This is a genomic window from Lacihabitans soyangensis (assembly GCF_024343775.1).
GTDB classification, from domain to species: domain Bacteria; phylum Bacteroidota; class Bacteroidia; order Cytophagales; family Spirosomataceae; genus Leadbetterella; species Leadbetterella soyangensis.
The window spans coordinates 1-20,050 of record NZ_RJUF01000196.1; the positions used below are offsets into that span (position 1 = coordinate 1).

The following is a 20,050-nucleotide window of genomic DNA, read 5'->3' on the forward strand; positions in this document are numbered from 1 at the left end:
TTCTACTGAATTATACCATAGGGCTAACTTTTTAAACGCAACTAATCTATTATTTGATTGATGGAAAATATTAGAAAGTTCCATGCTAAGGTTATATGCTTGCTTTAAGTCAGGATATAGTCTAAACAAAACCTCAGACCTATGTACTTGTGAAGGTGACCACTTGCTTTCTCTTTGATGTAAAAGGAATCGACTTCGGATCAGTAGTTGTTTTAAGGTATCGCCGTTTTCTAAAACTTCTGGAACGTATCTTTTCTTCAGTTCTTTAGCATATTCTATTTCTTTGCTTTCTTGATCTATTGCCGCCCAGCGATGCTTGATTCTTATTTCTTGCACTGCATCACTGGCTAGTTTTTGGACATGAAACCTATCAGAAACTAACTTAGCCTTAGGAAAGCTACGTTTAGCGATTCGCTCCATGGTTGGAGCAAGGTCTAAAGTTATTTCCTTCACCTTTTTCCTCTTTGACTCTGGAATTTTGTGTAGAACCTCAATGACCGTATCGCTTACAGTACCTTTGACCATTGCAACCAAAGCTCCTTTTTTACCCTTTGCAGCCTTATTTGTCAAAATGGTATACAAATCACCATTTGAGAGGCAAGTCTCATCTAGTGATAGATTTTCGCCAATATTTTCGGGGTAAAGTATCCATTGTTGGGAATGTTCAATCTGATTCCAAGTTGTATAACCGCTCAGGTGAGCTGCATATTGTTCTTGCAATCGTTTACCGTCCAATTGAAACAATTCACCTATAATTTTGCAGCTAATTGGTGTATTATCTAAAAGCTCCTTTTAAAAAAGTCGCGAATTCCGATGTCATTCGCGTGCCAGAGGCTACTAAATTCCAGTTTCGATAAACAATTTTTCCGGTGTCATGATTGAGCCATTTGCGTCGTTTTATTTTCAGGAAACATGCCTTGCCACGAAGTGGGAAATCCCTAACAGTTTCTTCTTCAAAGTAACCTTTGGATTCAAGTTTTTGGCCATCGAACTCTTTTGGAATAAGGTTGAGTTCGGTAATATAGATATTGTAAGAATTTTCTACTTTTTCTACTTTAACCACTTCAAAATATTCAAATAAGCCTTCTGGTAGAAGTAATTGGATAAGGTCTTGGTTCAATCTCTGTTATTTTAAAACCAAAATAAATAAATTTTTTATTCCCCCCAACTTTTTGGATTGATCCAAAATAACTATTAATTGCGTTATATAACTAATTTTTTAATTAAATATATCATAAAATCATTGTATAGTAAATTATTATTACTACATTAGTATTGTAAATGAGACAAAATGGTACCTATTGTAGTATTTACTCCGTAAAATTTCTAAATAAAACAATACAATTATGGCTGAGATTATAACAAACCCGGAAAAAGGTAAACGCCTACTCAAAAGAACATCTGCCAAACCAGACATGACTCCTATGGTGGACTTGGGCTTTTTACTGATTACCTTCTTTATGTTTACCACAACTTTTAGTACACCCAACATGATAAAGCTTTTCATGCCAGACGCCAAAGAGGGAACCTCAATAATAAAAGCGGAAAATTCCATCACTTTCATTTTGGGTAAAAACGATAAAGTTTTCTGGCATCAAAAAGATCTGGACGAACTTACTTCTGCTGATTTTACAGAAACTAATTATTCCTTAGATGGTATCCGAAAACAAATACTGGAGAAGTACCGAAAGGCAAAAAATCCAGAGAACTTTACCGTCATCATAAAACCAAGTGATGATTCTAACTTCAAAAACACGGTAGATATAATAGATGAAATGGAAATTACAAATATGAAGCATTACGCTTTGGTGGATTTATATCCAAAAGAGTTAGCTGCATATTCCCAATTAAGCGAGGCACAGATTATGAAAAACAAATAAACAATTACAATTATGAAAAACACAGAGAATTTTGACGACATCATTTTTGAAAACCGTAACAAGGCTTACGGGGCCTACTATTTAAGGAAAAACTACAGTAATTATCTCACACGTGCGATGGTAATCGGCAGTAGTTGTATTATCCTACTATTTGGAGGTGCTTTTACCTATAATAAGTACATTGTACCAAAATTGGCCCAAAACAATTCAAATGATGGTACGTGGGTAATTCTACCTCCTCCAACAGAACCACCGATAGAAATACCCGAAGTCACCCCACCACCACCGCCTGAACGGGTAATCGAACAGCAAGCGTCTATAAAATTCTTACCCCCTATACCGGTGGATAATAATGATGTAATTATCGAAACCCCTCCACCTGATCCAAAAGACATAGAGGGCAAGATAATTTCTAGTATTTCCACAGAAGGTCTAGAGACAGATTTATTAATTCCTCCACCAGTGGCTCCAGAAATCACAAAAAAAATAGATTTGGATGAACCTGACGAAGGAAAGGTATTTGTAGCCGTAGAACAACAGCCTCAGTTTCCAGATGGCGACAAGGCATTGTACAAATTTCTTTCCGAGAACATTCATTATCCACAAGCTGCAGCTAGAGTAAATGTATCAGGTAAAGTTTATATAAAGTTTGTGGTTGAAAAGGACGGCAGCATTGGAAACGTCGAAGTAACCAAAGGTATTGGATTTGGTTGTGATGAGGAAGCAGTAAGAGTGATTAAACTGATGCCAAAATGGACACCTGGAAAACAAAATGGCAAGGCTGTTAGAGTTTATTACAACATGCCCGTAGTGTATAGACTTGAGTAACTTATATTACAAACGGGTCTATGGTGACCCGTTTGTTTGAACTTAAATAAAAACCTTATAGTTTTAAGGAAATAATAGACAATCTCAATCTGATGAAAATAAAATTTTTGTTCTACATTCTTATAATTGGCTTGACAGCATGTAATACCACCACAAAAGAAGAGCCCAACATCAACAAAGGCACCATTACAATAGCTGTAGATGAGTCTATAAAACCAATCATCGATGCTCAGATATTTGCTCATCACATTCATTACCCAGGCACAAAAATCATAACCAAGTATATGCCAGAAACCCAGGGAATAAATATGTTACTTGACGATTCACTGACAATGGCCTGTACCACTAGAGAATTTAATGAAAGTGAACTTAATGAGCTTAAAAATAGAGGCATAAAGTATTTACCAGCAAGAATGGCTTTAGACGCAGTCGCACTGATACGAAACAAATCAAACACCGACACCACGATAACCTTGGCTCAACTCAAAGAAATGCTTACTGATAAGAATTCCAAAACCAAACTGGTCTTTGATAGGAGTAATTCGAGCAATCTGAATGTAATTATGGAAAAGCTAAAACTTAAAACAATCAATACCGCTAATGTTTTTTCGGCTGATGGCAATTTACAAGTGATTGATTATGTCAAAAAATCACCAGACGCCATTGGATTCATTGGCTTTAACTGGATAAGCGATACCGATGATTCGGAGGCTCAAGCTTTGTTGAAATCTATAAATTTAGTGGCTGTAGGTGAATCCAAGGAGAAAGGCTTTTATAAAATCAACTTCAAAAACCTAAACAAAAGAAAATATCCTCTGGAAAGATTTGTATATCTTCATACACTAACCAAAACATGGGGTGTGGAGAATGGATTCATTAGATTCGCGTGTTCGAAACCCGGACAATTGGTAACCGAGAAAATGGGTCTGGTACCTTTTTACATAATTCCAAAAGAATTCTTGTTAGATACCAAGCCTATGAAGAAATAATTCTCGAACGAATGTTATAAAAAACTTATGGAGCAGTTTGAAAGCAGACAAACAACTTAACATTTTGTTAAGAAACCCTACTTACAGAACGCTGTCTAATGGTTAAATGCAAAACATTATTGGAGAAATGATTTTTTCGAACCAAGAAAATGCATTAAATTGCGAACTCAAATTGTTTTTTAAACCAAACAGATAACCTTATTACTTGTTACACGATGATGAAGAAAATTGTGAAAATTTATGCACTTGCATCTTTGCTTTTGGTACCGTTTATGGCGAATTCTCAAACTCTTGATGAAGCCATCAAACATTTAGATGCAGAAAGATACACCGCAGCAAGTAAAGCATTCAACCAGTTGGCGGAAACTAGCCCAAGCCCGCAAACGTTATTTTATAAAGGTTATGCAATACTTAGAAGCCCAGAAGGCTTAACGGCTGAAAGTATAAAAATGGCACAAACTGCTTTTGAAGCAGGTAATGCATTAGATAAAAAAGGTGATCCTTTCAATCAAATAGGATTAGGAATGGTCAAACTTGCAAGCAAAGACCTTGCAGGAGCTAAACTTATTTTTGAGCAAGTAAAAAAAGATACGAAGCTTAAAAACGCTGACGTACTTTACAGAATTGCTGAGGCTTACACTATGTTTCCAGGTGCTACAGACGCTGCTGAGGCCATTATGAACATCAATATGGCTTTAGAAAAATCTAAGACTAAAGACAATCCTGAGTATTACATTGTTAAGGCTGATGCCTTTATGCTTAAAAATGAAGGTGGCGAAGCCATGAACGCCCTCACCAATGCCGAAAGAGTAGGTAAGAAGCCAGGAAAAACTTACGAGAGAATGTCAAGAGTATGGCTTCAAGGTAGAAACTACAAAGAAGCAAACGATGCATTGAACAAAGGTTTGTCCGCAGATCCAACTCATGCACCAATACACAAGTATCATAGCTCGTACTTACAAACGATGGGTAAATACAAGGAATCAGCCCAAGCAGCCGGAAACTACTTGAAAAACTCAGATGGAGATAGCAAGGCAAAACTACGTTACGCAAAGTTGGCATTTGTTGCCAAAGACTATGAAAATGTAAAGAAGACCATTGAGGAAATCAAAGGTACAAATCCTGATCCTTATATTTTAAGAATGTCAGGTATCATAAATTTTGAAGAGAATCAATTAAACGAAGCAATTGAAAACCTGAATAAGTTTATAAAAGCTGCACCAGCTGATGAAAATCCAGCAATGGATTATGGATATATCGGTAGATCTTACATGAAACTACCTGGAGAAGGTGAAACAAGAATCTTGAATGACTCCTTGGGTATCATTAACATTGAAAAAGCAATCCAACTTGGAGATACTACTTTCAATTACTACCAAGATTTGAGTTCAACTTTTATTAAGAACAAGAACTGGGCAAAAGCAGCATTATTTGCAGAAAAGGCGGCTTTATCTAAGAAAAATCCAAATGCGGCGGATTATGCACCTGCAGGTATTTATTATAACGCTGCAAAGAACTATGACAAAGCTGAGATTTATTTTGAAAAAGCACTTGAATTATACAAAGATGCATGGCCAACTGGATATGCTTTGTATGCGAGAAACAAAATGGCAAAAAATGCCAATGACTCTACATTCACAGCGAATTTTGCGGCTGCACCTCAGTGGGAAAAATACTTAACACTATTGGGTGAATCTGGCAAAGCCACTCCAGCCAACAAAAGAAACGTTGTAGACGGCCTTAGATATTTAGCTGGTTGGGAACTTCAAGTTAATAAAAACTTAGCTAAAGGTATAGCCAATATAGAGGAGTTGTTGAAGTACGACCCAGCCAACGAGGACGCTAAAAAAATGCTAGAGGCGATGAAAGGAATGAATGGAGGAACTACTACTCCAACAACACCTACCCCACCTGCACCACCCATTAAAAACTAACTGAAAGAAAGCCTAAGAAATTAGGCTTTTTTTATGCCCTTTATGTTTTATCAAAAAAGAAATAATAAGTAATCTAGAAAATAAATTTTATTTTAAATATAAGTATAATTACATTTATGCCTTATTTAAAATAACCTACAAATTCAAGGATTTATATGTACAATTTGGTGATTTTTGGACCTCCCGGAGCAGGAAAAGGAACTCAGTCTGAAAAAATAATAGAAAAGTATAAACTCGCCCACATATCTACTGGAGATATGTTCAGAATGCATATTTCTAACGATACGGACTTAGGAAAAAAAGTAAAGCAAATCTTAGCAGACGGACTTTTGGTGCCTGACTCTATAACCATAGAAATGCTTGAAGAAGAAGTAAAAAGCAAACCAGACGTTAAAGGATTTATATTTGACGGTTTTCCGAGAACAGTACCTCAAGCCGAGGCTCTTGACAAATTCCTAGAAGATAAGGGTTTAAAAATCAACCTTGTGCTACAACTTGATGTGAACCAAGATGTTATCAAAGAAAGGATTGCTGAAAGACAAAAAATTAGCGGTAGAGCGGATGACGATGCTGATAAACTGGTAAAGAGAATAGACGAGTATTTCTCAAAAACCATTCATGTATTGCCTTACTACCAAAGTCAAGACAAAGTAACTAAAGTAAACGGCATCGGGAAGATTGATGATATCTTCGAACAAATATCTGCCGCCATAGATAGCACTATTTGATTTTGACAAATACAATTTACACAAAAACTCCTCAAACATTTGAGGAGTTTTTGTGTTTAAAGAATTAGATAGCGAAGCAAAATAGTAAGTTTAATCGTTCTTTACGCTTTAATATTCTTACTTTTGCAGAAAAATTCTCTTATAGATGACATCAAACTTTATAGATTATGTTAAAATCAACCTAAAATCTGGAAACGGAGGTAAAGGTTTCACTCATTTTAGAAGAGAAAAATTCGTAGATAAAGGCGGTCCTGATGGTGGTGATGGTGGTAGAGGTGGTCATATAATTTTAAGAGGCAATAAGCAACTCTGGACTTTAATCCATCTCAAATATCAAAAACACTTTAAAGCCGAAAGTGGAGTCACAGGCGGAAAAAGTAAAAGTACCGGTAGACAAGGCGAAGATATCATCATTGATGTTCCATTAGGTACTATCGCCCGCAACGCCGAAACTAACGAAAGAATTGCAGAGATAATAGAAGATGGTCAAGAAATAATATTGGTACCTGGTGGAATGGGTGGACTAGGAAATCACCATTTCAAAACCAGTACCAAACAAGCCCCAGAATACTCTCAGCCTGGAATTCCAGGAACAGAAATATGGTGTATTCTGGAGTTAAAACTTCTGGCCGATGTTGGTTTGGTTGGTTTCCCAAATGCTGGAAAATCAACGCTGCTTTCATCAATTTCGGCAGCGAAACCCGAAATCGGAGATTATCCGTTCACTACCTTGGTTCCGAATCTGGGCGTAGTAAAATATCGCGATTTTCAGTCGTTTGTGATGGCCGATATACCCGGTATTATTGAGGGTGCTTCTGAAGGTAAGGGACTTGGTTTAAGATTTCTAAGACATATAGAACGAAATGCCAATCTTTTGTTTCTGATTGCATCTGACGAGGCCAAACCTCTAGACGTTTACAAAACCTTGGTTAAAGAACTGAAGGCTTTCAATCCTGAGCTATTGGATAAGAATAGAATCTTAGGTTTTTCCAAGTCTGACTTGATTGACGAAAAGACGAAACAGAAAATTATCAAGAAGATTCCTGAAGGTATGCCATACGTATTTTTTTCGGCAGTTACTCAGACAGGGCTTAATGAGCTTAAAGATATTATCTGGGAAAATATCAATAAACCAGAAGAAGAATTATAACAATTTGAACTGGATAAACGAGCAAAATTAGAATTATTAGAATTGATGAAATTATTTAGTTTTTCGGCTATTTAATCCTTTTAATTATTTTGTTTCTACTTTCCAAGGAGTTAATTTTGTAGTTAAATTATAGTACATTTTATGATTAAATACCTCCCGTCTGATTATCTACCGCTACTGTTTCAAATAGCCGCAGCTTTGGGGTTTGTTTTATTTTCTATAGTAGCCTCCAGATTTTTAGGACCAAGAGTAAAAAGTAAGAAAAAAGAAGATCCATTCGAATGTGGTATAGAAAGTCAAGGTGATGCACGTATCCCTTTGAATGTTAGGTACTTCTTGATAGCTATATTGTTTGTACTTTTTGATGTTGAGATTATATTCATGTATCCATGGGCTGTAAATTTCAAAAAACTTGGATGGACAGGTTTTAACGAAATGTTACTTTTCGTGGTTTTTTTGATGGCTGGCTTTTATTACATACTAAAAAAAGGAGTTTTGAACTGGGACGAAGATTAATACCAGCGTATAAACAATCGAATTAATACACTTTATGAGTAACATAAAAATAGTAGATGCACCAGAAGGACTAGAAGGTTCTGGTTTTTTCGCGACTTCATTAGACAAAGCCATAGGCTTGGCAAGAAGTTATTCACTTTGGCCTCTACCATTCGCTACCTCTTGTTGTGGTATAGAATTTATGGCCACCATGGGTTCCAACTACGACATTTCACGCTTCGGGGCAGAAAGACCTAGTTTTTCGCCTCGCCAAGCTGACTTGCTCATGGTTATGGGTACCATTGCAAAAAAAATGGGTCCAGTACTTAAACAAGTTTACCTTCAAATGGCTGAGCCTAGGTGGGTAATAGCAGTTGGTGCATGTGCCTCTTCTGGTGGTGTATTTGACTCCTATTCTGTTTTGCAAGGTATTGACAGGGTAATTCCTGTAGACGTTTACGTTCCAGGATGTCCTCCACGTCCTGAGCAAATCATTGATGGCCTGATGCAAGTACAGCATTTAGCCCAAAATGAATCTTTAAGGAGAAGAAATACCGAAGAATATAAAGCATTATTAGAATCTTATAAAGTCCTATAATCAGTTATGATAAATAATGAATCTATAGTTGAAGAAGTTGTCGGACAATTCGGTCAAAAAGTCTTTGGCTTTGAAGAACCATTTGGTCTTTTAACTTTTACGACAAATGCTTCTGATTTGATTGAAGTGGTAGGTTTTCTAAAAAATCACCCACAGTTTAAATTTGGATTTCTTACTGACCTTGCCGGAATACATTTCCCTGATAACACAGGCGGTGAACTTTGCTCTGTATGTATGCTGCATAGCTGGGAAAATAACATCAGAGTACGTATAAAAGTATTTGTGCCAATATCCGATCCTAAAGTTCCTACCTTAACCACCCTATTTGCTGCAGCTAACTGGCAAGAAAGGGAGACCTTTGATTTTTATGGAATTGAGTATATTGGACACCCAAATCTAAAAAGGATACTCAACATGGAGGACATGGATTATTTCCCAATGAGAAAAGAATATCCTTTGGAAGACGCCACTCGTGAAGATAAAATTGACGCATTATTTGGAAGATAATATACCTATGGCAGAAAATACACTGATACTACCAAAAGACTCAAATGATGCATTGGCTCTGAATGTGCCAATGGTTGAAGATAAACAGTACTCTACCTTAAATCTTGGCCCTGTTCACCCAGCTACCCACGGGATATTCCAGAATATCCTGACCATGGATGGTGAAAAAATAGTAGATAGCGAACAAACTGTTGGATATATTCACAGGGCATTTGAAAAAATAGCCGAAAGACGCCCATTTTATCAAATAACTACGCTTACAGATCGTCTGAACTATTGTTCTTCGCCTATCAATAACTTTGGCTGGCATATGACTGTCGAAAAACTTTTGGGTGTAAAGGTTCCAAAAAGGGCGGAATACATCCGAGTTATTATGATGGAATTGGCCAGAATATCCGATCACTTGATATGTAATTCTATCTTGGGTGTGGATACTGGAGCTTACTCAGGTTTCTTGTATGTAATGCAAGAAAGAGAAAAAATCTATGAGATTTACGAGGAAGTTTGTGGTGCTAGATTAACCACCAATATGGGTAGAATAGGCGGAATGGAAAGAGACCTCTCTCCTACTGCCATAGCCAAAATCCGTGACTTGGTGTTCAATTCATTCCCTAAAGTTTGGGCTGAATTTGAGACACTTTTCAACAGGAATAAAATATTTAGGGATAGAATTCAAAACGTCGGAGCAATTTCGTCGGCCAGAGCTATGGAATATGGCTTTACTGGTCCAAACCTTAGAGCTACAGGAGTAGACTATGACGTGAGAGTTATTGAGCCTTATTCATCATACGAAGATTTTGATTTCGAAATCCCAATCGGTCACAAAGGCGATACTTTTGACAGATTTATGGTAAGAAATGGAGAGGTTTGGGAAAGTTTGAAAATTATTCAACAAGCCATAGAAAACTTACCAGAGGGTCCTTATTACGCTGACGAAGACCATTACTATTTACCTCCCAAAAAAGAAGTTTATAGCAGTATGGAAGCTCTTATCTATCATTTTAAGATAGTGATGGGAGAAATCGATGCTCCTGTAGGTGAGGTTTACCATGCTGTAGAAGGTGGAAATGGTGAGTTAGGATTTTATTTAATTAGCGATGGAGGCAGAACTCCATTCAGATTACATTTTAGAAGACCAAGTTTTATTTACTATCAAGCATATCCTGAAATGTGTAAAGGCTTAACTATATCTGATGCAGTAGTTATTATGAGTAGTTTAAACGTGATTGCAGGAGAACTTGATGCTTAATAATTTTAATATATAATGTCTGTAACATTTACTGAAGATAAACTAAAAAAAGCACAGGAAATCATTTTGAGATATCCCGAAGGCAGACAGAAATCAGCTTTGCTTCCTATTTTGCACTTGGCTCAAGAGCAGTTTGGATGGTTAAGCAGCGAAACAATGGATTACGTGGCAGGCCTACTTTCCATTACACCAGTAGAGGTCTATGAGGTGGCTACATTCTATACCATGTTTCACTTAGAACCTGTCGGCAAACATGTAATAGAATACTGTAGAACGGGTCCTTGTTGTACTATGGGTGGTGAAGAAGTGTTTTCACACTTGAAAACAAAACTAGGCATTAAAGCCAATGAAACCACCTCTGATGGACTCTTTACTCTTAAAGAAGTAGAATGTTTAGCGGCTTGTGGCTGGGGACCATGCTTTCAGATAAGAGAAAAATATTTTATGCATCTTACCAATCAAAAGGTGGATGATATTATCGAAGAATTGAGTAAATAATTATGGCAAACAATATAAAAATATTAACCGAACATATCAATACACCGGGAATTGAAACCTTTGAGGTTTACAGAAAAACTGGTGGATACAATGCTGTGGAAAAGGCCATAAAAAAAATGAGCCCCGACGAAATTGTAGAAGAGGTTAAAAAATCAGGAATACGTGGAAGAGGCGGTGCTGGTTTCCCCATGGGAATGAAGTGGAGTTTCCTCGCGAAACCTGAGGGTGTGCCTAGATACTTGGTTTGCAACGCTGACGAGTCGGAACCTGGTACTTTCAAGGATCATTATCTGATGAAATCCATTCCGCATTTATTAATAGAAGGAATGATTGTTTCAAGCTATGCACTGGGAGCAAACAAGTCTTTCATTTATGTGCGTGGCGAGTTGATGTACGTGGTCAGAATACTTGAAAAAGCCATAGAAGAAGCCAAAGCCGCTGGTTTTTTAGGAAAAAATATATTGGGTTCGGGTTATGACCTTGAATTGGTAGTTCAACCAGGCGGAGGAGCATATATATGTGGTGAAGAAACTGCCCTTTTAGAATCCTTAGAGGGCAAAAGAGGAAATCCTAGAAATAAACCACCATTTCCGGCAGTAAAAGGTCTTTACCAGTCGCCAACAGTTGTTAACAACGTAGAATCCATAGCCAACACCCCATGGGTTATCAATCATGGAGGTGATGAATATGCTAAAATAGGTATTGGCAGAAGCACTGGAACTAAGTTAATTTCCGCCTCCGGACATATCAAAAATCCAGGAGTTTATGAAATCACATTGGGTCTACCAGTAGATGAATTCATGAATTCAGATCAATATCTTGGTGGAGTGAGAGACGGACACTATTTGAAAGCAGTGGTTGCTGGGGGTTCATCTGTGCCGATTTTACCAGCTCATTTGTTTTACAAAACAGCCAACGGAGAAGATAGATTAATGTCATACGAGTCTCTTTCTGACGGAGGGTTTCCAACAGGTACCATGCTAGGCTCAGGAGGTTTTATAGCCATGGACGAAACCACTTGTATAGTTAGAAATACTTGGAATTTTTCAAGGTTTTATCACCATGAATCATGTGGACAGTGTTCTCCTTGTAGAGAGGGAACAGGTTGGATGGAAAAAGTGCTCCACAGAATAGAACATGGACACGGTACCATGAGTGATATTGACCTTTTGGTGGATGTTTCCAAAAAAATAGAAGGAAATACAATCTGTCCACTGGGCGATGCAGCAGCCTGGCCGGTAGCCAGTGCCATAAGACATTTTAGAGACGAGTTTGAATGGCATATAAAACACCCAAATGAAGCTACCAAACCAGGAGCAGTGTTTATGGGTGCTGAAATTTTAGCCTAAAAATATAAAGATTTAATAAATGGAGAACGAAGTTCCTTTAATAAAAGTAACCATTGATGGGCAGGAGATAAGAGTTCCTGTAGGTTCTACCATCATGGAAGCCGCCAGGCAAATCGGCCCGAGTGTAGCTCCACCAGCAATGTGTTATTACAAACCATTACAAGGTTCAGGGGGAAAATGCAGAGCCTGCTTGGTAAAAGTTATGGCTGGTTCGGAAAAAGACCCTCGACCTATGCCAAAGTTGGTGGCTTCATGCATTACGGGTGCACAAGACGGAATGGTAGTTGAAAACTTCACCAACCCCGAGGTAGTAGAAGCTCGTAAAGGTGTGGTAGAGTTTCTACTTATCAACCACCCTCTTGATTGCCCAGTTTGTGATCAAGCTGGTGAATGTCATCTGCAGGATTTTGCCTTTGAAAATGGTGTCGGTGAAAAGCGTTTCGTAGAGGAAAAAAGAACTTTCGAACCAGAAGACATTGGTGACAAGGTTCAACTTCACATGAACAGGTGTATTCTCTGCTATAGATGTGTTTATACTGCCAATCAATTAACAGAAAAAAGAGTGCATGGCGTTATGGGTCGCGGAGACCATGCCCAAATCAGTACCTACATAAAGAACTCCTTAGAAAGTGATTTCTATGGAAATGTGATAGATGTCTGCCCAGTAGGTGCTTTGACAGATAAAACATATAGATTTAAAAGTAGAGTTTGGTTTTCAAAACCAGTTGATGCTCACTGTGATTGCGATAAATGTTCAGGTAAAGTTCAAATCTGGTATAAAGGCGATGAGGTGATAAGAGTTACTGCCCGCAAAAATCAATGGGGAGAAGTTGAAGACTTCATCTGCAATACCTGTAGATTTGAGAAGAAAAAGACATCAGATTGGGTAATTGAAGGTCCATCTAAAATTGCTAGAAACTCTGTAATTGCTCAAAACAAATACGGATTAAACCAAGGCAAAAAACCAGAGTATGCTCTCAATTATGCTGCCACAAATTTCAAAAAAATAGATGACAGCAGAGAATACAATCAAAATCTAGATCAGATAAAAAAATCAGAAGATTACAAAGCTTTAATGCAGAAAAATGATAAGTTTTTCTCTAAAGAAAAAAGCCTAAAATAATATGGATACAGTACTAATTGTAAAAGCCATTATAGTAGTTGCAATATTTGCGATAAGTATGCTTATGGCTTTGTATGAAACTTATGCAGAGCGAGTTATAGCTGCTTTTATTCAGGACCGCGTCGGACCAGACAGAGCGGGTCCTTTTGGTATATTACAACCTTTGGCTGACGGTGGAAAATTGTTTTTCAAAGAAGATTTTATTCCGGCCAAGGCCGACAAGTGGTTATTTATACTTGGTCCAGCAGTAGCCATGTCAACAGCTTTATTGAGTAGTGCTGTAATTCCTTTTGGAGATACCATAATTGTTGCTGGTCAGAAAATAGACGTTCAAGGTATGGACGTCAATATTGGTATTCTTTGGATATTTGGTATCGTTTCATTGGGTGTTTATGGAATATTGATTGGAGGTTGGGCTTCCAATAACAAGTACTCTTTGTATGGAGCTATTAGAGCTGCTTCTCAAACGATTTCTTATGAACTGGCTATGGGTATTTCTTTGCTGGCAATTATTTTAATGACAGGTTCTCTTTCTGTAAAATCCATAGTTCTCGGCCAACATGGAATAGACTGGAATATATTCTATCAGCCAATGGGATTTTTACTATTTTTAACCTGTTCATTGGCCGAATGTAATCGTACGCCATTTGACTTACCTGAATCTGAGAATGAATTGGTAGCAGGTTATCATACAGAATATGGCTCGATGAAAATGGGTCTATATTTATTCTCGGAGTACGTTAACATGTTCATTTCCTCAGCTGTTTTGGCTAGCCTTTATTTAGGTGGTTTTAACTACCCAGGAATGGACTTCGTTTACAATAAATTGGTGGGATCTTTTGGTGAAGTTACCGGACATAATTTAGCTACAGCTATTGGAACACTTACCTTATTCTTGAAAATATTCTTCTTTATATTTTTGTTCATGTGGATTCGCTGGACATTGCCTCGCTTCAGATATGATCAGTTGATGAATGTTGCATGGAAATGGATGATGCCTGTAGCAATTGTTAACCTAATCATTACTGCAGCCGCTGAACTTTCTGGTAAGCCATTACTTTATAATTGGGTTGGTCTTGCCATATTTGGAGCGATATATTTTGGATTATTTCCAATTTTTAAAAAGAAAACCGTTAGTGCTAATTAATAGAACACCAAAATGACATTAACAAATAGATCTAGAAAAACGGATAATTCAGAATTAAGTATTGTAGAGAATACTTATTTCCCAGGTATTTTCAAAGGAATGGGTGTTACTATCAAACACTTTTTCTCCAAGAAAGCGACTATCAGATATCCAGAGCAAAAAAGATATTTAGGTCCTGTATTCAGAGGGCATCATATACTTAAGAGAGACGACCAAGGTAGAGAAAGATGTACAACTTGTGGACTTTGTGCAGTGGCTTGTCCTGCCGAAGCTATTTCCATGGTTGCTGCAGAAAGGGTAAAAGGGGAAGAGAAACTTTACAGAGAAGAAAAATATGCGGCATCATACGAAATAAATATGCTTCGTTGTATTTTCTGCGGCCTTTGTGAAGAAGCGTGTCCAAAAGAAGCCATCTATCTAAGACATGACAAGTTTGTGCCGGTTTTCACATCCAGAGATCAAGTAATTTATGGCAAAGATCAACTGGTGGAAGATATGGGCGACAGATATTTACGAGATGCCTGGACGAAAGAAGACATGGCGAAACTTTGGATTAAACAATAAAGACTTTATGCAATATTTAGAACTGATTAAGAATTTATCTTTTGTTCAATGGGCTTTCTATTTTCTGTCCATTTTGAGCTTATTTGGGGCTTTGGGTACCATTCTTTCTAAAAACCCTATCCATAGTGTAGTCTATTTGATACTAACCTTTTTTACGCTTTCTGGAATTTATCTTTTGCTTAATGCCCAGTTCCTAGCAGCCGTGAATATAATCGTGTATGCCGGTGCCATAATGGTTTTGTTCCTGTTTGTTTTAATGTTTCTTAACTTAAAGAAAGAAAGCAATGAACTAAGTCAAAATTCTATGTTGATCTCTGCAGCAATCGCAGGTGGTCTGCTTGGTTTAATTTTAATAGTGGCCATAAAAAAAGCAGAGACTATCAGAGTAAACTATAATGATTTCGACGCCAAGACAGGTATGATTGAAACGCTTGGAAAAGTATTGTTTAATAATTACATGTTGCCTTTCGAGTTGGTTTCGGTACTATTCTTGGTGGCCATGTCTGGAGCCGTTTTATTGGCCAAAAGAGAAAAAGGAGATAGTCATTTTTGATTTACGATTTTTGATTGGTTATTTAAACCGATTTTAGTTCTAAAGAAATTCATTTCGGGAAAAATATTATACATTTGAGGTCAATAATTGACCTCTTTTTTTATTTACAATTATGGCTCTTATTTTACCTGTCCTTGATAAAACCCCCGTTTATGGGGAGAACTGTTGGTTCGCACCAAATGCCACTCTTGTTGGAGATATAACCATGGGTAAAGATTGCACCGTTTGGTTTAATGCTGTGGTGAGGGGAGATGTAAACGCAATCGTGATGGGTGATAGAGTAAATATTCAAGATGGTGCAGTGGTGCACTGCACTTATCAAAAAACCAAAACAATCATTGGAAACAATGTAAGCATAGCTCACAACGCCATAGTCCATGGATGCACTATAGAAGACGAAGTATTGATAGGAATGGGTGCAATAGTAATGGATGGAGCCATCATAGGAAAGAATTCAATTATTGGTGCTGGTGCAATAGTAACACAGAATACTAAGGTTCCCCCAGGGACTGTTTGGGCCGGTAATCCAGCTAAATATATCAAAGATGTTAGCCCTGAATTGGGTGAAGTTTTTATGCGTACTGCAAACAATTATGTATTTTATTCTGGGTGGTTTAGAGATAAAGAGTAACCCTCTGCAGTTGGCACTAGAAAGAAATTTAACTTTAAAAAAACCTAAAAAAACATTGGATTTTATTTCTTAATACGTTTATTTGAGAAAAACATACGTGTAATGACGACCAAATTGACCCTTACCGTTGAAAAGGAAATAATAAAGAAATCTAAATCATTCTCAAAAAAGACTGGAACAAGCCTTTCAAATATTGTTGAAAACTATCTAGCTTCTATTGTGGAAGAAAAACAAAATGCCCAAGTTTCAGAAAAATTAAGTAAAGTAGTAGGAAAGGTCAAACTTCCTGATAGTTTTGATGAGGAAAGAGAACTAAAGGAGTATTTAGAGAAGAAACATTTATGAAGAATATCTTTCTAGATACCAATATTATCGTTGATCTGATTGCCGACAGACCTCCTTTTTAGCAAATATTCCATCGAGTTATTTTCACTAGCTGAGGATAACAAAATAAAACTATACACATCCTCTCATAGTCTTGCAACAACTCATTATATTTTAAAAAAATATATTGAAGAAAAAGAGCTAAGGTTAATTCTCCACAATTTACTCGAATTCATTACCATAATCCCTGTTAACTTGGACGTTTTAAGAAAGAGTCTTAATTCGAACCATAAAGATTTTGAAGATGCTGTTCAGATTTACTGTGCCTCCACTGTCAATGGAATGGAATATATCGTGACAAGAAATATAAAGGATTTTAAGAACTCGGAAATCCCTGCGATTCTACCGAACGAAATTGTAGCCAAACTTTAGTTAATATAAATTTTAATTACTCTCTCTTAACAATATTTCCCAAGTGTTAACTATGTCAATAATATTTAAGATATAAAAACAAAGTCACGGTGACTTTATGATTAAGCAACCAATTAAACTTTCAAGATATTTATCGAAAGAAATTGGAAGAAAAAATATGAAAGCTGATATTACTACAAAGAATGCCACTAAAGTTGATATTATGGATGCTGCTAGGAAAGTATACGCTTATTATCCTGAAATTTTAAAGTCACTAGGTTTATGAAAAATCATTATATAATTTACCTTGATCTAACTAAAACTAAATTCGAAACCCTAAAGCTACTAGGATATGAGCATAATGAATTAGGGTTTACACGTATAAATTTTAGTGACGAAGATCAATTTAACAAAATGAAACCAATATTTGAGGAATGGGGAGTTAGAATTAAAATAGTTTCCCATTATTCAAAAGAAGATGAACAAAATGCTTCATTTCTGGCTGCAATGTCAAGTATTAATCCGTTTTATCCTATACCCGATGATGGACGGTACAGAGAATTGACATATGACCTTACTAATTATCATGAAGAAAGTGGCACTGGATTAGTTCAAAAAGCTCCGTTTAGAATTAAAAGCGAACCTAAGTGGTCATCAAATAAGCTCTTTGAATTGTACTGGGTAAGAGATGAATTCTTTGTTCATCCAGATATTTATGAATCCATATTTAAACCTTTGGGTATGGGTTATTGGCCAGTGCTAAAGACCCGTAAAGAAATTGTTTTAGATACAGTGGTACAACTAAAAATACCTGAAACATCTCAAAATTTAAATTTGGATGGATATGATTACGTTGATACGCCAAATGGAAAACGCCATGAACTTCTTTCATGTGGTTTTTTCCCAGATTTTCAAAATAGAGAAAGTAATTTTCAAATTTTCAAAACAAAAGAATATTTCGGAACTGGAGCAGAAAGTTTCAAATACATTATGATTACGCAAAGTTTAAGAAAAAAATTTATTGAATCTAACCTAAAGTTAATATACATACCTCAAGCACCAAAGAACTTAAATTCAAGTATTCAATAACACAACCAACTCAATTACTTCCCTTAAAAATATTATCCCGCGTTCCTTTTTCTGTAGGTATATAGCTGCCTTTTTTCCAAGACTTATCCGTTAGGCTTCCGTTTTTGACTGACCTAATAAAATTCCCCCAGGCAAATGGATTTGTTAACGGATTCTGAGTTATTTGTTTCTGACCTTGTAGGTGCATTAGCTGCTGATCCATTGCATATCGATAGTTACCCACCGAGCCCATAGCTTGGTTGGCAGCCATTCGTTTTATGTTTTCGTTGCTATAATTTTTCTCAATAATTTCACGCTCTTTGGCATTTGGGAGCTCCATTTCTAAGAAGGCTGTTTTGAATTCCTCCTCTGTTCTGAAAGGATAAACTTTAACTTCTTTTAACATTTTGGCGTCAATACTTAGCTCCACCACGGCTGAATAATCTAAGCCAACACTTTTGGGTATGATGTGGTACTGTTTCCGAAAACCAAGATAGGAGAAAAGGATAGAATCACCTGGAAAAACATCTAAAATAAAATAACCTTTTGAATTAGTAAACACGCCCCTGCCTGCTCTATCGTTTATCACATACGCTCCTGGTAGCGGCTCATCATTGCTACCATCAATCACGAAACCCGAGAAAGTTATGAACTTCTTAGAACCCTGAGCATCAGCATCATAAACCGAAGTAAATAAGGCCAAAAATATAAATATGCTTAATAAATATTTCAATTCAATCGGGCGTAAAATTTTATAAATGTAAGAATAAATGGCATAGAGAGCAACAACCCATCGAAACGATCTAGAAAACCTCCATGGCCTGGAATCAAACTTCCAGAATCTTTAATGGCAATGCTTCTTTTAAACAAAGACTCTACCAAATCGCCTAGTGTACCCGTAGTGGCTATAATAGCCGCAATACACAGCCATTGGTCCATTGAGAGTGTTTCTGTGAACTTCCAATAAAGAAACGAGGCCACCAAGGCTATTATTGCTCCACCGAAAAAGCCTTCCCAGGTTTTCTTTGGAGAAATTCTCTCAAATAGTTTACGCTTACCAAACAACCTGCCGGCCAAATAGGCTCCAGAGTCATTGGACCACAAAATAATGAACACGCCAATTACCAAAAGAGGTTGAAAGCTGCCCTTCCAAAAGGCGAGTTCGTTGAGCAATGCAAACGGAAGTGCCACATATATGATTCCTAAAAATGTATACCCAAGGTTCACAAATGGCTTTGGATCTTTTTTCTTATATAATTTTATAAAAAAAGTGAAGGTCAGCATGGGAACCATAATGTAATAATTCTCAAAATCTATCGTATAGGTCTCTATGAAGTAGGTTAGTGAAATTATTACCGCACCACAAAACGTACCGTAAATTTTTAATGGAAGACCACCAGACATTCCCAAAAGTTTGTAAAACTCATATTGAGTTAAAACCGTAATTGCCAAAATCAATAACCAGAAACTTGTTGGGCTATATACAATTCCCAAAATAATAAGTGGAGCACCAACAAGAGCTGCCACTATTCTTTGCGTTAGGTTTGATCTATCTCGTAATTTTTTAATCATCAATTCTAAAATCATTAATTATATGCTCGGCCAGAATCTGATTCGACTCCAAGACCTTAATTTCAACAATACCCAAGACCGGATAATTGTGGTCTACTTTGTCTAATATTACCGACTCAATATTGTTATTCTCGAGTTCATTTTTTAAAAGTTCAGCCCGCATTCTGTCTTTTTCCTTGAAAACCGTTACCCAATTTCCCATGTTATTTATTCCATTTTAAGGTTTCTAAAATCCTTCTACTGTCAGCTTTTAAATAATCAACAATGGGCGTCAGCGAGTCGTTCAGGGTGGCGGCGTTCAGATAAACTGCTCCTCTCAAAAAGTGTTTGGCGGTGTCTGTAGCATAAAACTGAAAATGACTTGGAACCTCACCGTCTATCTCTATAATCACAGCCTTTTTACCATTTTTCAGTTGCACCACCTGCTCTCGTTGTGCCGTAGCTCTTACTTG

General features: G+C 36.9%; 26 protein-coding genes and 1 pseudogene. 21 read left to right on the top strand and 6 right to left on the bottom strand.

Annotation, left to right across the window (positions count from 1 at the left end):
* Positions 1–744: ISAon1 family transposase (locus EGI31_RS24805; protein ID WP_255039906.1), on the bottom strand; the 744-nt coding region annotated here is incomplete at its 3' end.
* A gap of 31 nt (positions 745–775) precedes the next feature.
* A complete protein-coding gene (locus EGI31_RS24810; protein WP_255037573.1) occupies positions 776–1,120 on the bottom strand; it encodes an ISAon1 family transposase N-terminal region protein in 345 nt (114 codons plus the stop codon).
* Between the two features lie 226 nt (positions 1,121–1,346).
* Here EGI31_RS24810 and EGI31_RS24815 point away from each other — a divergent pair, with 226 nt between their 5' ends.
* The 21 genes from EGI31_RS24815 to EGI31_RS24915 all read left to right on the top strand — a co-directional run bounded on the left by EGI31_RS24815 (position 1,347) and on the right by EGI31_RS24915 (position 18,047).
* Positions 1,347–1,880 (top strand): ExbD/TolR family protein, encoded by a 534-nt coding sequence (locus tag EGI31_RS24815; protein ID WP_255039907.1) that lies wholly within the window; start codon positions 1,347–1,349, stop codon positions 1,878–1,880.
* A 12-nt stretch (positions 1,881–1,892) separates the two neighbouring features.
* Positions 1,893–2,708 (top strand): energy transducer TonB, encoded by an 816-nt coding sequence (locus EGI31_RS24820; RefSeq protein ID WP_255039908.1) that lies wholly within the window; start codon positions 1,893–1,895, stop codon positions 2,706–2,708.
* Between the two features lie 92 nt (positions 2,709–2,800).
* Positions 2,801–3,697 (top strand): PstS family phosphate ABC transporter substrate-binding protein, encoded by an 897-nt coding sequence (locus EGI31_RS24825; RefSeq protein ID WP_255039909.1) that lies wholly within the window; start codon positions 2,801–2,803, stop codon positions 3,695–3,697.
* A 215-nt stretch (positions 3,698–3,912) separates the two neighbouring features.
* Positions 3,913–5,631 carry a tetratricopeptide repeat protein gene (locus EGI31_RS24830; protein WP_255039910.1) on the top strand — a complete coding sequence of 573 codons (1,719 nt, stop codon included), beginning with the start codon at positions 3,913–3,915 and terminating at the stop codon, positions 5,629–5,631.
* Between the two features lie 155 nt (positions 5,632–5,786).
* Positions 5,787–6,359, top strand: coding sequence for an adenylate kinase (locus EGI31_RS24835; protein WP_255039911.1), 573 nt, complete (start codon positions 5,787–5,789; stop codon positions 6,357–6,359).
* A 145-nt stretch (positions 6,360–6,504) separates the two neighbouring features.
* Positions 6,505–7,509 (top strand): GTPase ObgE, encoded by a 1,005-nt coding sequence (gene obgE, locus EGI31_RS24840; protein WP_255039912.1) that lies wholly within the window; start codon positions 6,505–6,507, stop codon positions 7,507–7,509.
* Positions 7,510–7,650: 141 nt separating this feature from the next.
* Positions 7,651–8,025: an NADH-quinone oxidoreductase subunit A gene (locus EGI31_RS24845; protein WP_255039913.1), complete on the top strand. Its 375-nt coding sequence runs from the start codon at positions 7,651–7,653 to the stop codon at positions 8,023–8,025.
* A 34-nt stretch (positions 8,026–8,059) separates the two neighbouring features.
* Positions 8,060–8,602, top strand: a complete 543-nt coding sequence (locus EGI31_RS24850) for an NADH-quinone oxidoreductase subunit B (protein ID WP_255039914.1) — start codon at positions 8,060–8,062, stop codon at positions 8,600–8,602.
* A gap of 6 nt (positions 8,603–8,608) precedes the next feature.
* The gene (locus EGI31_RS24855) at positions 8,609–9,109 is read left to right on the top strand and encodes an NADH-quinone oxidoreductase subunit C (RefSeq protein ID WP_255039915.1); all 501 of its coding nucleotides are present in this window, start codon (positions 8,609–8,611) and stop codon (positions 9,107–9,109) included.
* Between the two features lie 70 nt (positions 9,110–9,179).
* Positions 9,180–10,358: an NADH dehydrogenase (quinone) subunit D gene (gene nuoD / locus EGI31_RS24860; RefSeq protein ID WP_255039928.1), complete on the top strand. Its 1,179-nt coding sequence runs from the start codon at positions 9,180–9,182 to the stop codon at positions 10,356–10,358.
* Between the two features lie 15 nt (positions 10,359–10,373).
* Positions 10,374–10,856 carry an NADH-quinone oxidoreductase subunit NuoE family protein gene (locus EGI31_RS24865; protein WP_255039916.1) on the top strand — a complete coding sequence of 161 codons (483 nt, stop codon included), beginning with the start codon at positions 10,374–10,376 and terminating at the stop codon, positions 10,854–10,856.
* 2 nt (positions 10,857–10,858) lie between these two features.
* The gene (gene nuoF / locus EGI31_RS24870; protein WP_255039917.1) at positions 10,859–12,205 is read left to right on the top strand and encodes an NADH-quinone oxidoreductase subunit NuoF; all 1,347 of its coding nucleotides are present in this window, start codon (positions 10,859–10,861) and stop codon (positions 12,203–12,205) included.
* Between the two features lie 19 nt (positions 12,206–12,224).
* Positions 12,225–13,328 carry an NADH-quinone oxidoreductase subunit G gene (locus tag EGI31_RS24875; RefSeq protein ID WP_255039918.1) on the top strand — a complete coding sequence of 368 codons (1,104 nt, stop codon included), beginning with the start codon at positions 12,225–12,227 and terminating at the stop codon, positions 13,326–13,328.
* Position 13,329: 1 nt separating this feature from the next.
* Positions 13,330–14,475, top strand: a complete 1,146-nt coding sequence (gene nuoH, locus EGI31_RS24880) for an NADH-quinone oxidoreductase subunit NuoH (RefSeq protein ID WP_255039919.1) — start codon at positions 13,330–13,332, stop codon at positions 14,473–14,475.
* Positions 14,476–14,487: 12 nt separating this feature from the next.
* Positions 14,488–15,039 carry a NuoI/complex I 23 kDa subunit family protein gene (locus tag EGI31_RS24885; RefSeq protein WP_255039920.1) on the top strand — a complete coding sequence of 184 codons (552 nt, stop codon included), beginning with the start codon at positions 14,488–14,490 and terminating at the stop codon, positions 15,037–15,039.
* A 7-nt stretch (positions 15,040–15,046) separates the two neighbouring features.
* Positions 15,047–15,592: an NADH-quinone oxidoreductase subunit J family protein gene (locus tag EGI31_RS24890; protein ID WP_255039921.1), complete on the top strand. Its 546-nt coding sequence runs from the start codon at positions 15,047–15,049 to the stop codon at positions 15,590–15,592.
* A gap of 112 nt (positions 15,593–15,704) precedes the next feature.
* Complete coding sequence (locus EGI31_RS24895; RefSeq protein WP_255039922.1) at positions 15,705–16,223, top strand: gamma carbonic anhydrase family protein; 519 nt, start codon at positions 15,705–15,707, stop codon at positions 16,221–16,223.
* Between the two features lie 102 nt (positions 16,224–16,325).
* A complete protein-coding gene (locus tag EGI31_RS24900) occupies positions 16,326–16,568 on the top strand; it encodes a DUF6364 family protein (RefSeq protein ID WP_255039923.1) in 243 nt (80 codons plus the stop codon).
* A 39-nt stretch (positions 16,569–16,607) separates the two neighbouring features.
* Positions 16,608–16,979 (top strand): type II toxin-antitoxin system VapC family toxin, encoded by a 372-nt coding sequence (locus EGI31_RS25525; protein ID WP_374760712.1) that lies wholly within the window; start codon positions 16,608–16,610, stop codon positions 16,977–16,979.
* A 97-nt stretch (positions 16,980–17,076) separates the two neighbouring features.
* Positions 17,077–17,244 (top strand): hypothetical protein, encoded by a 168-nt coding sequence (locus EGI31_RS24910; protein ID WP_255039925.1) that lies wholly within the window; start codon positions 17,077–17,079, stop codon positions 17,242–17,244.
* Entirely contained in the window at positions 17,241–18,047 is an 807-nt protein-coding gene (locus tag EGI31_RS24915; protein ID WP_255039926.1) for a hypothetical protein, read from the top strand. Before EGI31_RS24910 ends, EGI31_RS24915 begins: the two co-directional genes overlap by 4 nt.
* 10 nt (positions 18,048–18,057) lie before the next feature.
* On the opposite strand, the gene EGI31_RS24920 is transcribed toward EGI31_RS24915, so the two are convergent.
* From EGI31_RS24920 to EGI31_RS24935, 4 genes and pseudogenes are all read right to left on the bottom strand, one after another.
* Positions 18,058–18,759, bottom strand: a complete 702-nt coding sequence (locus EGI31_RS24920) for a carboxypeptidase-like regulatory domain-containing protein (RefSeq protein ID WP_255039927.1) — start codon at positions 18,757–18,759, stop codon at positions 18,058–18,060.
* Positions 18,756–19,598 (bottom strand): phosphatidate cytidylyltransferase, encoded by an 843-nt coding sequence (locus tag EGI31_RS24925; RefSeq protein ID WP_255037447.1) that lies wholly within the window; start codon positions 19,596–19,598, stop codon positions 18,756–18,758. Before EGI31_RS24925 ends, EGI31_RS24920 begins: the two co-directional genes overlap by 4 nt.
* Positions 19,591–19,800, bottom strand: a complete 210-nt coding sequence (locus EGI31_RS24930) for a putative signal transducing protein (protein ID WP_255037448.1) — start codon at positions 19,798–19,800, stop codon at positions 19,591–19,593. Before EGI31_RS24930 ends, EGI31_RS24925 begins: the two co-directional genes overlap by 8 nt.
* Position 19,801: 1 nt before the next feature.
* Positions 19,802–20,050: pseudogene (locus EGI31_RS24935) on the bottom strand (gliding motility lipoprotein GldD); the annotation flags it as partial.

Bases quoted from the DNA above. Each gene is read 5' to 3' on its own strand.
- EGI31_RS24815 (WP_255039907.1), top strand. From the start codon at position 1,347: ATGGCTGAGATTATAACAAACCCGGAAAAAGGTAAACGCCTACTCAAA.
- EGI31_RS24820 (WP_255039908.1), top strand. From the start codon at position 1,893: ATGAAAAACACAGAGAATTTTGACGACATCATTTTTGAAAACCGTAAC.
- EGI31_RS24825 (WP_255039909.1), top strand. From the start codon at position 2,801: ATGAAAATAAAATTTTTGTTCTACATTCTTATAATTGGCTTGACAGCA.
- EGI31_RS24830 (WP_255039910.1), top strand. From the start codon at position 3,913: ATGATGAAGAAAATTGTGAAAATTTATGCACTTGCATCTTTGCTTTTG.
- EGI31_RS24835 (WP_255039911.1), top strand. From the start codon at position 5,787: ATGTACAATTTGGTGATTTTTGGACCTCCCGGAGCAGGAAAAGGAACT.
- obgE (WP_255039912.1), top strand. From the start codon at position 6,505: ATGACATCAAACTTTATAGATTATGTTAAAATCAACCTAAAATCTGGA.
- EGI31_RS24845 (WP_255039913.1), top strand. From the start codon at position 7,651: ATGATTAAATACCTCCCGTCTGATTATCTACCGCTACTGTTTCAAATA.
- EGI31_RS24850 (WP_255039914.1), top strand. From the start codon at position 8,060: ATGAGTAACATAAAAATAGTAGATGCACCAGAAGGACTAGAAGGTTCT.
- EGI31_RS24855 (WP_255039915.1), top strand. From the start codon at position 8,609: ATGATAAATAATGAATCTATAGTTGAAGAAGTTGTCGGACAATTCGGT.
- nuoD (WP_255039928.1), top strand. From the start codon at position 9,180: ATGGTTGAAGATAAACAGTACTCTACCTTAAATCTTGGCCCTGTTCAC.
- EGI31_RS24865 (WP_255039916.1), top strand. From the start codon at position 10,374: ATGTCTGTAACATTTACTGAAGATAAACTAAAAAAAGCACAGGAAATC.
- nuoF (WP_255039917.1), top strand. From the start codon at position 10,859: ATGGCAAACAATATAAAAATATTAACCGAACATATCAATACACCGGGA.
- EGI31_RS24875 (WP_255039918.1), top strand. From the start codon at position 12,225: ATGGAGAACGAAGTTCCTTTAATAAAAGTAACCATTGATGGGCAGGAG.
- nuoH (WP_255039919.1), top strand. From the start codon at position 13,330: ATGGATACAGTACTAATTGTAAAAGCCATTATAGTAGTTGCAATATTT.
- EGI31_RS24885 (WP_255039920.1), top strand. From the start codon at position 14,488: ATGACATTAACAAATAGATCTAGAAAAACGGATAATTCAGAATTAAGT.
- EGI31_RS24890 (WP_255039921.1), top strand. From the start codon at position 15,047: ATGCAATATTTAGAACTGATTAAGAATTTATCTTTTGTTCAATGGGCT.
- EGI31_RS24895 (WP_255039922.1), top strand. From the start codon at position 15,705: ATGGCTCTTATTTTACCTGTCCTTGATAAAACCCCCGTTTATGGGGAG.
- EGI31_RS24900 (WP_255039923.1), top strand. From the start codon at position 16,326: ATGACGACCAAATTGACCCTTACCGTTGAAAAGGAAATAATAAAGAAA.
- EGI31_RS24910 (WP_255039925.1), top strand. From the start codon at position 17,077: ATGATTAAGCAACCAATTAAACTTTCAAGATATTTATCGAAAGAAATT.
- EGI31_RS24915 (WP_255039926.1), top strand. From the start codon at position 17,241: ATGAAAAATCATTATATAATTTACCTTGATCTAACTAAAACTAAATTC.
- EGI31_RS24925 (WP_255037447.1), bottom strand. From the start codon at position 19,598: ATGATTAAAAAATTACGAGATAGATCAAACCTAACGCAAAGAATAGTG.
- EGI31_RS24930 (WP_255037448.1), bottom strand. From the start codon at position 19,800: ATGGGAAATTGGGTAACGGTTTTCAAGGAAAAAGACAGAATGCGGGCT.